The sequence below is a fragment of the Streptomyces spectabilis genome (assembly GCF_008704795.1).
Lineage (GTDB): Bacteria > Actinomycetota > Actinomycetes > Streptomycetales > Streptomycetaceae > Streptomyces > Streptomyces spectabilis.
On sequence record NZ_CP023690.1, the window covers coordinates 8,237,666 to 8,254,811 of the forward strand.

1 protein-coding gene is annotated in these 17,146 nt (G+C 74.9%); it reads left to right on the top strand.

Annotation, left to right across the window (positions count from 1 at the left end; genetic code table 11):
- The first annotated feature begins 26 nt into the window (after positions 1–26).
- Complete coding sequence (locus CP982_RS42775; RefSeq protein WP_150514169.1) at positions 27–17,129, top strand: type I polyketide synthase; 17,103 nt, start codon at positions 27–29, stop codon at positions 17,127–17,129.
- Positions 17,130–17,146: the final 17 nt, after the last annotated feature.

Here is a 17,146-nt window from a genome sequence, read left to right on the forward strand (position 1 = left end):
CTCCCTCCGAAAGGAACCGCGGCATCGTGCGCACCGACCTCATCAAGCCGCTGCCCGTCGCACTCCTGGAGAACGCGGCCCGCCACCCCGACAAGGTGGCTTTCGAGGACGACCGGCGGACGGTCACCTACGGCGGCCTGGAGGCGCGGACGCGCAGGCTCGCCGGTCACCTCGCGGGCCTGGGCGTGGCCCGCGGCGACCGGGTGGCCATCTGCCTCGGCAACACCGTGGCCACGGTGGAGAGTTACCTCGCGGTCGTCCGCGCCGGCGGCATCGGCGTGCCACTCGATCCTGCCTCGGCCCTCGCCGAACTGGAGTACGTACTGGCCGACAGCGGCGCCACGGCGGTCATCACCGACACCGCGCGGGCGGAGCGGCTGCGGCGCTCGGCGGCCGTGGGCCCCGCCACCACACTGCTGGTGACGGGTGAGGTCCCGGCGGGGGCCGAGGACTGTGAAGGGCCGCGAGCGCACGCGTACGACGGACTCGCCGTCACCGAGCCGCCCGTGCCCGCGCGGGACGACCTCGGCCTCGACGACGTGGCCTGGATGTTCTACACGTCCGGGACGACAGGGCGCCCCAAGGGAGTCCTGTCGACGCAGCGCAACTGCCTCTGGTCCGTGGCCTCCTGCTACGTCCCCATACCGGGCCTGACGGAGCGGGACCGGGTGCTCTGGCCGCTGCCGCTCTTCCACAGCCTCTCGCACATCGCGTGCGTCCTGTCCGTCACCGTGGTCGGCGCCACCGCCCGGATCATGGACGGCAGTTCCGCGGACGACGTGATCAAGGCGCTCCACGAGGACGGCACGACGTTCCTCGCCGGGGTCCCCACCACGTACCACCATCTGGTGGCGGCCGCCCGGCAGAACGGTTTCTCCGCGCCCGCCCTGCGGATCGGCCTCGTCGGCGGCGCGGTCACCGGGCCCGGCCTGCGCCGGGACTTCGAGGACACCTTCGGGGTCCCACTGGTCGACGCCTACGGCTCCACCGAGACCTGCGGGGCCATCACCGTCAACCCGCCCGACGGCGCCCGCGTCGACGGCTCCTGCGGTCTGCCCGTGCCGGGCGTCGGGGTCCGCGTCGTCGACCCCAGGACGGGGCTCGACGTCCCCGCAGGGCAGGAGGGCGAGGTGTGGGTCAGCGGGCCGAACGTCATGGTCGGCTACCACAACAGCCCCGAGGCGACCGCGGAGGCGCTGCGCGACGGCTGGTACAGGACCGGCGACCTGGCCCGGCGCGACGACGCCGGGTACTTCACCATCCGCGGCCGGATCAAGGAACTCGTCATCCGCGGCGGTGAGAACATCCACCCCGAGGAGATCGAGGCGGTCCTGCGCACCGTCGAGGGCGTCGCCGACGCGGCCGTCGCGGGCGCGCCGCACGACACGCTCGGGGAGGTGCCCGTCGCGTACGTGGTCCCCGGCCCCGCCGGCTTCGACACCGCGGCCCTGCTCGACCGGTGCCGCGAGCGGCTCTCCGCGTACAAGGTGCCGGAGCGGATCCACGAGGTCACCGGCATCCCCCGGACCGCGTCCGGCAAGACGCGGAGGCGCTTCCTCGCCGACCGGCCGAGCAGGCTGCGGTACGCGGCGAGCGGCCACCACGAAGGGCTGTTGACCTTGGACTGGGCCCCGGTGACGGCACCGGGGGACCCCGGCCTCCCGGCGCGGAACTGGGCCGTGGTCGGTCCGACGGGCCCGGCGGCCGAACTCGGCACCGTCCTCAAGGCCGCGGGTGTCGACGTACGGCACTACCCGGACCTGACGGCGCTCGGAGCGGCGGTGGCCGACGGGGGCACGGCTCCCGAAGCGGCGGTCGTCGTACGGCCGTCGGCCCCGTCGGCCCCGTCGGCCCAGTCGGCCCCGTCGGCACCGGGGGCCGCGATCGCCGCGGGCCGCGCCGCCGCCCGGCTGCTGGCCGATCAGCTGCGGGCCTGGCTGGAACGTCCGGAGTCGGCGACGACCCGCCTCGTGCTGCTCACCCGCGCCGCCGTCGCGGCCACCGCGGAGGACGGCCCGCAGGACGTGGCCGAAGCCCCGCTGTGGGCGGTCGCCCCGCTCTTCCAGGAGGAGTTCCAGGAGGAGTTCCAGGGGGAGGGCACGGGGGCGCTCACCCTCCTGGACCTCGACGCCGACGCGGGCCCGGACACGCTGTTCGCCGCGCTCGCCTCCGGCGAGCCGCGGACGGCGGTGCGGTCGGGCAACCTGCTGGCCCCACGCCTGAGGCGGCTGCCGGTGGCCGACGGGCCGGGGCCGGAAGCCTGGCCCGGAGCCACCGGCACGGTGGTGGTCACCGGGGCGGACACGGAGCACGGCGCGGCGCTCGCGCACCGGCTCGTCACGGTCCACAAGGCGGAGAGCCTCCTGCTGGTCGACTCCGTCGCAGACGCCGGTACGCAGTCCGTCGCCGCACCGGCTCCGACGGGGGCGGGCATCGTACGCGTGGCTGCCGATGGGCGGAATCCTGAGCCGCTGCGGGCCGCACTCGCCGATGCGCCCCGCCCGGTGAGCGCGGTGGTGCACGCTGCCGATGACCCCGAACTGGCCCTGTTGATCGATGAGTTGACTGCCGGGAGTGAACTGGCCGCCTTCGTGGCGGTGTCCGGCGTGGGCGTGTCTGGCGCGTCTGGTGAGTCTCGTGCGTCTGGTGTGTCTGTCGACGGAGCCCTGGTCGAGGCGGTGGTGCGGAACCGGCGGCTGCGGAATCTGCCCGGCACGTTCCTCGCCCGCGTCGGAGGGCCCGCCGACCCGGGCCCGGCGGACGACGGCATCGGGTGGGCGTGCGGCCCGCTGCTCTCCGCGTTCGACCTCGCCCTGACGGCGAACCCGCTGACGAACCCGCCGACGCTCCTGTCCATCGACCCGGGCGTACTTGCCGACGGCTCTCAACTGCTGCCCCTTTTCGCGGCCTTGGCGGAGCAGGCGCCGTCCCGGAGGAGCGAACCCGACGAGGCCGTCACGGCGGCACTGCGCGACCGCCTCGCCGCTCTGGACGAGCGTGCGCGACGGGTGCTCCTCGACGACCTGGTCCGTACGCACGCCGCCGCCGTGCTGCATCGGTCGGGGCCCGAAGCGATACCGTCCGACCGGGCCTTCCGCGACCTGGGCCTCACCTCGATGGCCGTCGTCGAACTGCGCAACCGGCTGACGGAGAGCACGGGCCTGCCGCTGCCCACCACCGTCGTCTTCGACCACCCCACCCCTGAGGCCCTGGCGGCCCGGTTGCGCGCGGAGATCCTCGGCGGAGTCACCCGGCCGGTGACCGAACCCGCCCTCGCGGCCGACCCCGGCGAACCGCTCGCGATCGTGGGCATGGCGTGCCGGTTGCCGGGGGGAGTGGCGGGCCCGGGGGATCTGTGGCGGCTGGTGTCCGAGGGGCGGGACGCGGTGTCGGGCTTCCCCGAGGACCGGGGCTGGGACCTGGAGGGCCTCTTCGACACGGACCCGGACCGTGCGGGCACCTCCTCCACCGACCAGGGAGGCTTCCTGCGCGGGGCGGGGCTCTTCGACGCCGGGTTCTTCGGCATCTCGCCGCGTGAGGCCCTCGCCATGGACCCGCAGCAGCGGCTGCTCCTCGAAACGTCGTGGGAGGCTCTGGAACGGTCGGGCATCGACCCGCTGTCGCTGAAGGGCTCCGACGCCGGGGTGTTCTCCGGCGTGTTCGGCCAGGGCTATGGGGCGACCGGTACCGGCCTCGTCGCACCCGAGGTGGAGGGCTTCGCCAGCACGGGCTCGGCGGGCAGTGTGGCGTCGGGCCGGGTGTCGTACGTCCTCGGTTTCGAGGGTCCCGCGGTGACGGTGGACACGGCGTGCTCGTCGTCCCTGGTGGCGATCCATCTGGCGGCGCAGGCGCTGCGGCAGGGCGAGTGCTCGATGGCCCTCGCCGGAGGCGCGACGGTGATGGCCACGCCGGGTACGTTCGTGGAGTTCTCCCGGCAGCGGGCTCTGGCGCCTGACGGGCGGTGCAAGGCGTTCTCGTCGTCGGCCGACGGCACGGGCTGGGCCGAGGGCGCGGGTGTGGTGGTCCTGGAGCGCCTGTCGGTGGCGCGGGAGCGCGGGCACCGGGTCCTGGCCGTGCTGCGGGGCAGCGCGGTGAACCAGGACGGCGCCTCCAACGGCCTGACTGCCCCCAACGGCCTGTCGCAACAGCGCGTGATCCGCAAGGCGCTCGCCGCAGCCGGGCTGAACGCGGCCGACGTGGACGCGGTGGAGGCCCACGGGACCGGGACGGCCCTGGGTGACCCGATCGAGGCGCAGGCGCTGCTCGCGACGTACGGGCAGGGCCGGGACCCGGAACAGCCGCTGTGGCTCGGCTCGTTGAAGTCCAACATCGGGCACACCCAGGCCGCCGCCGGTGTGGCCGGTGTGATCAAGATGGTCCTGGCGCTGCGGCACGGGCTCCTCCCGGCCACCTTGCATGTGGCCGAGCCCACGGCCGAGGTGGACTGGTCGGTGGGTGCGGTGGAGCTGCTGACGGAGGCGCGGGAGTGGCCGCGCGGTGGGCGTGCACGGCGGGCGGGTGTGTCGTCGTTCGGTGTGAGTGGGACGAATGCGCATCTGATTCTGGAGGAGGCGCCTGAGGGGTCGGCCGTTGGGGAGTCGCTGCCGGTGGGTGTGGTGCCGTTGGTGGTGTCGGCGCGCAGTGCCGCTTCGCTGGCGGGTCAGGCCGGTCGGCTCGCGTCGTACGTGGAGTCGGGCGCTGGTGGCGTCACGCTGGCGGGTGTTGCCGGGGCGTTGGTGTCGGGCCGGGCCGTCCTGGACGAGCGTGCGGTGGTGGTGGCCGAATCGTCTGCGGAGGCGCTGACCGGTCTACGGGCGCTCGCGCGGGGCGAGAGTGGGCCGAACCTGGTGTCTGTAAGGGGGAGTTCGGGCACGCCGGGCAAGGTGGTGTGGGTGTTCCCGGGTCAGGGTTCGCAGTGGGTGGGGATGGGGCGTGAGCTGCTCGACTCCTCGCCGGTGTTCGCTGAGCGGGTGGGGGAGTGTGCGGCCGCGTTGGAGCGGTGGGTGGACTGGTCGCTGGTCGACGTACTACGGGGTGAGGTTGAGCCCGAGTTTCTTGAGCGGGTGGATGTGGTGCAGCCCGCGAGTTTCGCGGTGATGGTGGGGTTGGCGGCGGTGTGGGCGTCGGTCGGGGTCGAAGCGGACGCGGTGCTGGGTCACTCGCAAGGCGAGATCGCGGCGGCCTGTGTGGCGGGTGCGCTGTCCCTTGAGGATGCGGCCCGGGTGGTGGCGTTGCGGAGTCAGGCCATTGCCGCACGGTTGGCCGGGCGGGGTGGCATGGCGTCGGTTGCGCTCGGCGAGGGCGAGGCGGCCGGGCGTCTGGAGGCCTGGTCGGACCGGGTTGAGGTCGCGGCCGTCAACGGGCCGTCGTCCGTGGTGGTCGCCGGTGATGCCGAGGCCTTGGATGAGGTCCTCCAGGTGCTCTCCGATGACGGGGTGAGGGTGCGGCGCGTGGCCGTGGATTACGCCTCGCACACCCGTCATGTGGAGGACATCCGCGACACCCTTGCCGAAGCTCTGGCCGGGGTGAGTGCGAAAGCCCCGGTGGTGCCGTTCTTCTCGACTGTCACGGGCAGTTGGGTGGAGGACGCCGGGGCCCTGGACGGCGCGTACTGGTACCGCAATCTGCGTGGTCAGGTGGGCTTCGGACCGGCCGTGGCCGAGCTGCTCGCGCAGGGCCATGGCGTGTTCGTGGAGGTCAGCGCCCACCCCGTCCTGGTCCAGCCGGTGACCGAGGCCGTGGACGAGAGCGGTGTCGACGCCGTCGTGACCGGGTCGCTGCGCCGCGACGAAGGGGGCCTGCGGCGGCTGCTGACCTCCATGGCCGAGCTGTTCGTACGGGGCGTGGCCGTGGACTGGGCGGCCGTGCTGCCCGCCGGGGTCGGATCCGGTTCCGCGTACATGGAGTTGCCGACGTACGCCTTCGACCACCAGCACTACTGGCTCGATGCGGCCGCGCAGGCCACCGACGCGGCCTCGCTCGGGCAGACGGCGGGTGGTCATCCGCTGCTCGGCGCGGTCGTCGGCATGCCGGACTCCGGTGGTCTCATGGCCACATCGAGGTGGTCGCTCCGGTCGCAGCCCTGGCTCGGGGACCACCTGGTGGCGGACGTGGTCGTGGCGCCGAACGCGGCCCTGGTCGAGGTGGCCATCCGGCTCGGCGACCTCGCCGCGACGCCCGTACTCGACGAACTGACCGTCGACGCGCCCGTGGTGCTGCCGCGGCGGGACAGCCGTGCCGTCCAGGTCGTCGTCGGGGAGCCGGACGGCACGGGACGGCGGTCGGTGGAGGTCTACTCCCGTGCCGGGGACGCCCCGTTGGACGCGCGGTGGACCCGCCACGCGCACGGCACGCTGTCGACCGGTGCCGCCGAGGTCTCGGCGGCCGGACCCACGACCGACGTCGCACTGGACGGCGCCGCGCTGCGTGACGCGGGTCGTTACGGCGTGCACCCCGTGCTGCTGGACGCCGCCGCCCGCACGGTCGTCCCCGACGGCATGGTTCCGGCGGTGTGGACCGGGGTGACCCTGCTGGCGTCGGGCGCCACCGCGCTCCGCGTGCGAGCGGGCGAGACGTCTTTGGAGGGCACCGGCCTGTGCCTCACCGACCCCACGGGGCAGCCCGTGATGACCGTCGCATCCGTACGCGGAGCAGCAGCCCTGTCTCCCGAACAGGCCCTGAGTGCAGGTGAGTTGGCGGGCGACGCCCTGTTCGCGGTCGACTGGACGGCGCTGCCGCTGCCCGCCGTCGAGTGCCCGCTCGACCTCGTGACCGTGGTGACCGGCGAGGACGTCACTGCCGTCGCCGGGCCGGACGGGACGGGGCGGGCCGTCCCTGACGTTCTCGTGCACGAAGCAGTGCGCGCGGCCGCCGACCCCCGTGTCCCGGTCAATGCGACGCTGGCCGTGCTCCAGGCCTGGCTTGCCGAGCCCGCCCTCGCGGAGACCCGGATCGCCGTCGTCACCGCGGACTGCGCCGAACTCGACGCGGCCGCGGTGTGGGGCCTGGTGCGCTCGGCGCAGTCGGAGCACCCGGGCCGGATCGTCCTCGTGGACCTCGACGAGGCGTCCCGGGACGCCCTGCCCGCCGTGGTGCTCAGCGGTGAACCGCAGCTGAGGGTGCGCGGCGGTGTCGCGACGGTGCCCCGCCTTTCCCGCGTGCCCGTGCCCGTGCCCGTCCCGGAGGGCGGGCCGCTGCCCCGGCCGCTCGACCCCGAGGGCACCGTACTGATCACCGGCGGCACCGGAACGCTCGGCGCCGTGACGGCACGGCACCTGGTCACGGCGCACGGCGTCCGGCACCTGGTCCTGGCCGGGCGCCGGGGCGAGGCCCCGGAACTGCGCGACGAGCTGACCGGACTCGGCGCGTCCGTCACCGTCGCCGCCTGCGACACGGCGGACCGCGCCCAGGTGGCGCGGCTGCTGCGGGCGATACCGGCCGCGCATCCGCTCACCGCCGTCGTGCACGCCGCCGGGGTCCTGGACGACGGGGTGCTCACCGAGCTGAGCCCCGAACGCGTCGACACCGTGCTGCGGCCGAAGCTGGACGCCGCCCTGCACCTGCACGAGCTGACCCGGGACCTGGACCTCGCCGCGTTCGTCCTGTACTCCTCGGCGGCGGGTGTCCTCGGCAACCCCGGGCAGGCCAACTACGCCGCGGCCAACGCCGCGCTGGACGCCCTGGCGCGCCGACGCCACCGCGCGGGACTGCCCGCGGTGTCCCTGGCATGGGGCTACTGGGCGACGGCCAGCGGCATGACCGAGCACCTGGGCGCCGCCGACCTGCGGCGCAACCGGCGCATCGGCATGGTGGGCCTGTCCTCGGCCGAGGGCATGGCGCTCCTGGACGCCGCCCTGCGCACGGCCGGTCCGCTGGTGGCGGCCAAGTTCGACGTACCCGGCCTGCGGGCGACCGCCGCAGAGGGGCCGCTGCCGCCCCTGCTGCGCGGCCTCGCGCCGTCGCCGCGGCCCACGGCGCGGGCGGCCGCCCCCGCCGGGTCCGCGTCGCTGCGGGAGCGCGTCGCGGGACTCGGCGCCGCCGAGCGGACCGAGGCCCTGGTCGACCTGGTGCGCAGGCACGCCGCCGAGGTGCTCGGGCACACCACCGCCGACGCCGTGCGGGCGGACCGGACCTTCAAGGAGGCCGGGTTCGACTCGCTGACCGCCGTGGAGCTGCGCAACCGGCTCGCCGCCGCGACCGGGCTCACCCTCTCCCCGGCGATGATCTTCGACTATCCGAAGCCGGCCGCGCTCGCCGGACACCTGGGCGAGAAGCTCCTCGGCGTACGGCCGGAGCCTCCGGCCGAGACCGGCGCACCCGCGCGGACGGCCGACGAGCCGATCGCGATCGTGGCCATGGCGTGCCGCTTCCCCGCCGGAGCCCACAGCCCGGAGGACCTCTGGCGGGTGGTGTCCGAAGGGATCGACGCGGTCACCGAGTTCCCCGACGACCGGGGCTGGGACACCGACCGGCTCTTCCACGCGGACCCCGACCACGAGGGCACCACCTACGTGCGCCACGGCGCCTTCCTCGACGACGCCGCCGGGTTCGACGCCGCCTTCTTCGGCATCTCCCCGAACGAGGCCCTCGCCATGGACCCGCAGCAGCGGCTGCTGCTCGAAACGTCCTGGGAGGCGTTCGAGCGGGCCGCGATCGACCCGACCGCCCTTGCCGGGCGGGACGTCGGCGTCTTCGTCGGCGTCAACAGCCACGACTACAGCGTGCGGATGCACCGGGCGTCCGGCGTGGAGGGGTTCCGCCTCACCGGCGGCTCCGGCAGCGTCACCTCCGGCCGCGTCGCCTACCACTTCGGCTTCGAGGGCCCCGCCATCACGGTCGACACGGCCTGCTCCTCCTCCCTGGTGGCCCTGCACATGGCGGCGCAGTCCCTGAACCGGGGCGAGTGCTCCATGGCCCTGGCGGGCGGCGTGATGGTGATGGGCACCGTGGAGACGTTCGTCGAGTTCTCCCGGCAGCGCGGGCTCGCCCCCGACGGCCGGTGCAAGGCGTTCGCGGACGGCGCCGACGGCACCGGCTGGTCCGAGGGCGCGGGACTGCTCCTCGTGGAGCGCCTCTCCGACGCCCGCCGCCTGGGCCACCCCGTCCTGGCCGTGGTCCGCGGCTCCGCCGTGAACCAGGACGGCGCGTCGAACGGCCTGACGGCCCCCAACGGCCCCGCGCAGCAGCGGGTGATCCGCAGGGCCCTCGCCGGAGCGGGCCTCGCCCCGTCCGACGTGGACGCCGTGGAGGCGCACGGCACCGGCACGACGCTGGGCGACCCGATCGAGGCGCAGGCGCTCCTGGCGACGTACGGCCAGGACCGGCCCGCCGGACGGCCGCTGTGGCTCGGGTCCGTGAAGTCGAACATCGGGCACACCCAGGCGGCGGCGGGCGTCGCGGGCGTGATCAAGATGGTCATGGCCCTGCGCCACGACACGCTCCCCAGGACGCTGCACGTGGACCGCCCCTCGTCGCGCGTCGACTGGTCCGCGGGCGCCGTGGAGCTGCTGACCGAGGCCCGTGACTGGCCGCGGAACGGCCGGCCGCGCCGGGCCGGGGTGTCCTCCTTCGGCATCGGCGGCACCAACGCGCACGTCGTCCTGGAAGAGGCCCCCGAGCAGACCGCTGCCCCCGCGCCCGGGCCCGCCCCTCGGGACGCGGCGGAGCTCCCGGTGCCGGTGCCCGTGCCCCTGTCGGCGCGGACGTCCGCCGGGCTGCGCGGCCAGGCCGACCGGCTCGCCCGCTTCCTCGACGGCAGGCCCGACGCACGCCTCACCGACGTGGCGCACGCCCTCGCCACCACACGCCCCCGGCTCGACCACCGCGCCGTCGTCCTGGCCTCCGACAGGCCGCGGCTCGGCGCGGACCTCCGCGCCATCGGCGGGGGCGAGGAGAGCCCCGCGGTCGTCTCCGGCACCCCGGTCGCGGGCGGACTCGCCGTCCTCTTCACCGGTCAGGGCAGCCAGTGGGCGGGCATGGGCCGCGAACTGGCCGCCACGTACCCGGTCTTCCGGGACGCCTTCGCCGCCGCGTGCGCCGCCGTGGAGGAGCATCTGAGCGGGCTCGTGGCACGCCCCCTGCACGACGTGGTGTTCGCCGCGCCCGGAGCGCCCGGCAGCGAACTCCTCGGCCGGACCATGTACACGCAGGCCGCCCTGTTCGCCCTGGAGACGGCGCTGTTCCGGCTCTTCGAGTCCTGGGGGGTGCGGCCGGACCTCCTCGCCGGGCACTCCATCGGGGAGCTCACCGCCGCGCACGTCTCCGGCGTCCTCGGCCTGGCCGAAGCGGGCGAACTGGTCGCCGCACGCGGCCGGTTGATGCAGGCCCTGCCCGAAGGCGGCGCGATGGTCGCCGTGCAGGCCACCGAGGCCGACGTCGCACCGCTGCTCGCCCGCGCACGGGGAGCGGTCTGCGTGGCCGCGGTCAACGGCCCCGACGCCGTGGTGCTCTCCGGCGCCGAGAACGCGGTGCTCGCCGCCGCCGACGAACTGGCGCGCCGGGGCCGCAAGACGCGCAGGCTGTCGGTGAGCCACGCCTTCCACTCGCCGCTCATGGAACCCATGCTCGACGAGTTCCGCGCGGTCGCGGAGCGCCTTCCCTACCGGCCGGGTCACCTTCCCGTCGTCTCCACGCTCACCGGCGGCCTCGCCGGGGACGGGCAGCTCGCCACCCCCGGCTACTGGGCCGACCAGGTGCGGAACACGGTCCGCTTCGGCGACGCCGTCACCGAGCTGGGCCGGCGGGGCGCGACGACGTTCCTCGAACTGGGCCCGGGCGGAGCCCTCGCCGCGCTGGCGCACGGCGCCCCCGGCGCACCGCAGCGGAGCTGCGTCGCCACCCTGCGCAAGGACGGCGCGGAAGCCGTCGACGTCCTGACCGCGCTCGCGGAACTGCACGTGCGCGGCGCCCGGGTGGACTGGACGGCCGTACTCGGAGACCCGGACGCGGCGCTCGGAACCGCCCTGCCCACCTACGCCTTCCAGCACCAGCGGTACTGGGTCGAGTCCGACGGCGCCGCACCGGCGGGCGCGGAAGCGCTCGGCACCACCAGCGCCCGGCACCCGCTGCTCGGCACCGTCGTCGACGTGCCGGGCGACGCCGACGGCAGCGGCGGCGTCGTGCTCACCGGACGGCTCGCGCCGCGCGGACCGGGCCGCCTCCCCGGACCCCCGGCGGCCGACGGCACCACCAGGATCCCGGCCGCCGTACTCCTGGACATGATCGTCAGGGCCGGTGACGAAGTGGACTGCGGCAGCGTCGAACAGATCGCCGTCGAGGCCCCGTTGACGGTGGCGGAGCGCGGCCACACCCACGTGCGGGTGTCCGTGGCCGCCCCGGCCCCGGACGGCCGCCGCCGCGTCGCCGTCCACGGCCGCCCCGCTGCCGACGGCCCGCAGCGGGAGCCCTGGACGTGCCACGCCCGAGCGGTGCTCGTCCCCGGAGCGCCGCGCCCGGCCTTCGACCTGCGGACCTGGCAGCCGCCCGCCTCGGACGCCGCTGTTCTCCTGCCCGGGGCGCGGGTGTGGCGGCACGACGGCCGCACTTGCGCGGAGATCACGCTCCCCGGCGAACTGGCCGCCGAGGCGTCCGAGTTCACGCTGCACCCGGTCCTCGTCGACACCGCCCTGCGCGTCCTGGCCGCTCGTACCGCCGCGGACCCCGCACCGGACGACGACGCCCACCCGGACCGTGAACTCGCCGCCTGCGCCGGTCTCGCGGTGTACGCGGAGGGCGCCGCCGCCCTGCGGCTGCGGATCACGCCCCAGCGGGACGGCCGCCATCTGCTGGAGCTGGCCGACGCGGACGGCGAACCCGTCGCGGCGCTCGGCCCGTTGGACCTCAGGGCCCCGAGCGGGAACGGCGCGGGCGATGAGCACCCCGCTGCGCACGAGGCCGCCGACGCACCGGCCGCCTCCGGCACCGTCACCCGCCGCGTGGTGACGCGGAAGGAAGGCCCCGGAGACACCGTCGCCGACCGGCTGGCCGGCCTTCCGGCCGCGGAGCAGCACCGGGTGGTGCTCGCCCTGGTGCGGGAGAGCACCGCGGTCGTACTCGGCCACCGCGACGGGGACGGCTTCGACGACGGGCAGCCCTTCAACAGCCTCGGCTTCGACTCCCTCAGCGCGGTCAAGCTCCGCAACCGCCTGCGCGACTTCACCGGCGTCGACCTGCCCAGCACCCTGGTCTTCGACTACCCGACCCCCGACCACCTCGCGGGCTTCCTGCGTGCCGAACTGCTCGGCGAGCGGCCCGTGGTGCCCGCGCCCACCACGACGGCGGCGGCCTCCGACGAGCCGATCGCGATCGTCGCGATGAGCAGCCGGCTGCCGGGCGGTGCCGACAGCCCCGAGGAGCTGTGGCAGCTGCTCGTGGAGGGCCGGGACGCGGTCTCGGGCTTCCCGGTGGACCGCGACTGGGACCTGGAGGGGTTGTACCACCCGGACCCGGCCCACCCCGGTACGAGCTACACGCGCTCGGGCGGCTTCCTCCACGAGGCCGCGCGGTTCGACGCCGGGCTCTTCGGCATCTCGCCGCGCGAGGCCCTCGCCATGGACCCGCAGCAGCGGCTGCTCCTCGAAACGTCGTGGGAGGCCCTGGAACGGGCGGGCGTCGACCCCCTGTCGGCCAGGGGCAGCGACATCGGCGTCTTCACCGGGATCGTCCACCACGACTACGTGACCCGGCTCCACCAGGTGCCCGAGGACGTGCAGGGCTATCTCATGACCGGCACGGCGTCGAGCGTGGCGTCGGGCCGGGTGTCGTACGCGTTCGGCTTCGAGGGTCCCGCGGTGACGGTGGACACGGCGTGTTCGTCGTCCCTGGTGGCGATCCATCTGGCCGCGCAGGCGCTGCGGCAGGGTGAGTGCTCGATGGCCCTGGCCGGTGGTGCGACCGTGATGGCCGGCCCGGACGCCTTCCTGGAGTTCTCCCGGCAGCGCGGTCTGTCCGCCGACGGGCGCTGCAAGGCCTTCTCCTCGACGGCCGACGGCACCGGCTGGTCCGAGGGCGTGGGCGTGGTGCTCCTTGAGCGTCTCTCGGTGGCGCGGGAGCGCGGCCACCGCGTCCTCGCGGTGCTGCGGGGCAGTGCGGTGAACCAGGACGGCGCCTCGAACGGGCTCACCGCCCCGAACGGCCCCTCGCAGCAGCGGGTGATCCGCCGGGCCCTGGCGAACGCGGGGCTGTCTCCGTCCGACGTGGACGTGGTGGAGGCCCATGGGACCGGCACAGCGCTCGGCGACCCGATCGAGGCGCAGGCGCTCCTCGCCACGTACGGGCAGGAGCGGGACCCCGAACGTCCCCTGTGGCTCGGCTCGTTGAAGTCCAACATCGGCCACACCCAGGCCGCCGCGGGCGTGGCGGGCGTGATCAAGATGGTCCTTGCGCTGCGGCACGGCGTCATGCCTCCGACCCTGCATGTGGACGAGCCCACAGCTGAGGTGGACTGGTCGGCGGGCGCGGTGGAGCTGCTGACCGAGGGCCGTGAGTGGCCGCGGAACGGCCGTCCGCGCCGGGCCGGGGTCTCCGCCTTCGGAGCCAGCGGCACGAACGCCCACGTGATCCTGGAGGAGCCGCCTGAGGAGCTGCCTGAGGAGCCGGTGTCGGAGGAGCCGGTGCCGGTGGGTGTGGTCCCGTTGGTGGTGTCGGCGCGCAGCCGGAGCTCGTTGGCCGGGCAGGCCGGTCGGCTCGCGTCGTACGTGGAGTCGGGTGCCGGTGGTTCGTCGCTGGCGGGGGTGGCCGGTTCGTTGGTGTCGGGTCGGGCCGTCCTCGGTGAGCGTGCGGTCGTGGTGGCCGACTCGCCTGCGGAGGCACTAACCGGGCTGCGCGCGCTGACCCGGGGCGAGAGCGGTCCCCACCTGGTGTCCGGCAGCGCCGCATCGCGTGCGCCCGGCAAGGTGGTGTGGGTGTTCCCGGGGCAGGGTTCGCAGTGGGTGGGGATGGGGCGTGAACTGCTCGACTCCTCGCCGGTGTTCGCCGAGCGGGTCGGGGAGTGCGCGGCCGCGTTGGAGCGGTGGGTGGACTGGTCGCTGGTCGACGTACTACGAGGTGAGGTCGAGCCCGAGTTCCTTGAGCGGGTGGATGTGGTGCAGCCCGCGAGTTTCGCGGTGATGGTGGCTCTGGCGGCGATGTGGGCGTCGGTCGGGGTCGAAGCGGACGCGGTGCTCGGTCACTCGCAAGGCGAGATCGCGGCCGCGTGCGTGGCGGGTGCGTTGTCCCTTGAGGACGCGGCCCGAGTGGTGGCCTTGCGTAGCCAGGCCATCGCCACCGCGCTGGCCGGGCGCGGCGGCATGGCGTCCGTCGCCCTTGGCGCGGAGGACGCGGCCCCGCGCCTGGAGCCGTGGGCGGGACGGGTCGAGGTGGCCGCGGTGAACAGCCCGTCGTCGGTGGTGGTCGCGGGCGATGCCGAGGCCTTGGACGAGGTTCTCCAGGTGCTCTCCGATGACGGTGTGCGGGTGCGGCGCGTGGCGGTGGACTACGCCTCGCACACCCGCCATGTCGAGGACGTCCGCGACACCCTCGCCGAAGCTCTGGCCGGGGTGAGTGCGAAAGCCCCGGTGGTGCCGTTCTACTCGACTGTCACGGGCAGTTGGGTGGAGGACGCTGGGGCCCTGGACGGCGCGTACTGGTACCGCAATCTGCGCGGTCAGGTGGGCTTCGGACCGGCCGTGGCCGAGCTGCTCGCGCAAGGCCATGGCGTGTTCGTGGAGGTCAGTGCCCACCCCGTCCTGGTGCAGCCCGTCAGCGAGGCCGTCGACGCCGACGCGGTGGTGACCGGATCCCTGCGGCGCGAGGAGGGCGGCCTGCGGCGGCTGCTGACGTCGATGGCCGAGCTGTTCGTACGGGGCGTGGCCGTCTCCTGGGCCGGTGTGCTGCCGCCCGGTTCCGGGGCCGCGTACACGGAGTTGCCGACGTACGCCTTCGACCGCCAGCACTACTGGCTGCGCGAGGCCGAGACGGCCGTCGGCGCCGCCGACGCGGCCGAGGGCGAGGACTCCGACTTCTGGGCCGCGGTCGAGCAGGCCGACGTGGACTCACTCGGCGAACTCCTGGAGACGGCGTCGGGCGACCAGCTCGGCGCGCTCACCGCCCTCGTGCCCGTGCTCGCCGAGTGGCGCGGGAAGCGCCGCCGCCGGTCGACGGCCGAGAAGCTGCGCTACCACGTCACCTGGCAGCCCCTCGCACGCGAAGCCGCCGGGGTGCCCGGTGGCCGGTGGCTGGTCGTCGTACCCGCCGAACGCACCGACGACAGCGGAACCGACGCGCTCCTGGAGGAGCTGACCCGTCTCGGGCTCGACGCGGTGCCGCTGGAGGTCGGCGTGTGCGACGGCAGCCGGGAGCGGCTCGCCGAGCGCCTTGCCGGAGTCCTCGCCGCGCACGACGTGGCCGGGGTGCTCTCGCTGCTCTCCCTGGACCGGGGCACGCGCGGCGGCCCGCAGGACCCGGCCGCCGTCACGGCGGCGGCGCTCGCCCTGATCCAGGCCCTGGGGGACACCGGCGCCACCCCGCCGCTGTGGTGCGTCACCAGGGGCGCGGTGAACATCGGCATCCACGACACCCTCACCGCACCGGCCCAGGCGGCGCTCTGGGGCCTCGGCCGCGCCGCCGCGCTCGAACGGCCCGACCGGTGGGGCGGCCTGATCGACCTGCCCGCCGCGGCCGACCCGCGCACGGCCCCGTACCTCCTCGGCGTGCTGAACTCCGCCACTGGCGAGGACCAGCTGGCGGTCCGCAGGTCGGGCGTTTACGCGCGCAGGCTGGTCCGCAAGGCCGTGCCGCAGTCCACCGGCGCCGACGCCTGGCAGCCCCGGGGCACGGTCCTGGTGACCGGCGGCGCCGAAGGGCTCGGCAGGCACGTCTCGTTGTGGCTCGCGCTCTCCGGCGTCGAACGGCTCCTCGTCACCACCACCCCGCACGCACCCGACGGCGGACCTGCCGAACTCCGGGCCGAACTCGCCGGGTTGGGTCTCGCCACCGTGGTGGAGTCCTGCGCGGACACCGACCGGGACGCGCTCGTGCGCCTCGTGTCCGAGACCGACCCGGAGCAGCCCCTCACGGCGGTCGTGCACGCGGCCGACCTCACCTGGACCAGCGCCGTCGACGACACCGGCGCGCACGACGTCGCCGAGGTGTTCGCGGCCAAGGTGGACACGGCGGTGTGTCTCGACGAGCTGTTCGAGGACACGCCGCTCGACGCGTTCGTCGTCTTCTCCTCGATCGCCGGCGTGTGGGGCGGCGGCGGGCAGGGCCTGTCCGGAGCGGCGAACGCGGTCCTGGACGCCCTGGTCGAGCGGCGCCGCGCCCGGGGGCTGCGGGCGACGTCGATCGCCTGGGGAGCCCTCGACGGAATTGGCGTCGGCATGGACGAGGCCGCCCTCGCCCAGCTGCGCCGCCGGGGCGTCCTGCCCATGGCGCCGCAGCTGGCCGTGACCGCGATGGTGCAGGCGGCGCGGGGCGACGAGAAGTTCGTGACGGTGGCCGACATGGACTGGGGCGCGTTCGTCCCCGCGTTCACGTCCGTGCGCGGCAGCCCCTTGCTGGCCGAGCTGCCCGAGGCGAAGGCGGTCCTCGACGCGGCGCGGGACGACGGCGAGGACAGCGACGCCGCGGCATCCCTCGCGGCCTCCTTGCGGGCGGTCTCCGACGCCGAGCAGAACCGCCTCCTGCTGCGCCTGGTCCGCGGCCACGCCTCGACGGTCCTCGGCCACGGCGGCGCGGAGGGCATCGGCCCGCGCCAGGCCTTCCAGGAGGTCGGCTTCGACTCGCTGGCCGCCGTCAATCTGCGCAACAGCCTGCACGGGGCGACCGGACTGCGCCTGCCCGCCACGCTGATCTTCGACTACCCCACCCCGGAGGCGCTGGTCGGCCATCTGCGCACCGAGCTCCTCCGGGAGGCCGACGACACTCTCGCGGGGCGGGAGGACGACCTCAGGCGGGTCCTGGCGTCCGTGCCGCTCGCCCGGTTCAAGGAGGCCGGGGTGCTCGACGCCCTCCTCGGCCTCGCCGAGGCGGATGCCGGGACCGGGACTGGGACTCAGGCCGATACGGATACCGATGTGAGCGCGGACGCGGAACTGATCGACGCGATGGACGTTGCCGACCTGGTCCAACGGGCCTTGGGCACGACGAGCTGACCACCACCGAACGAGTC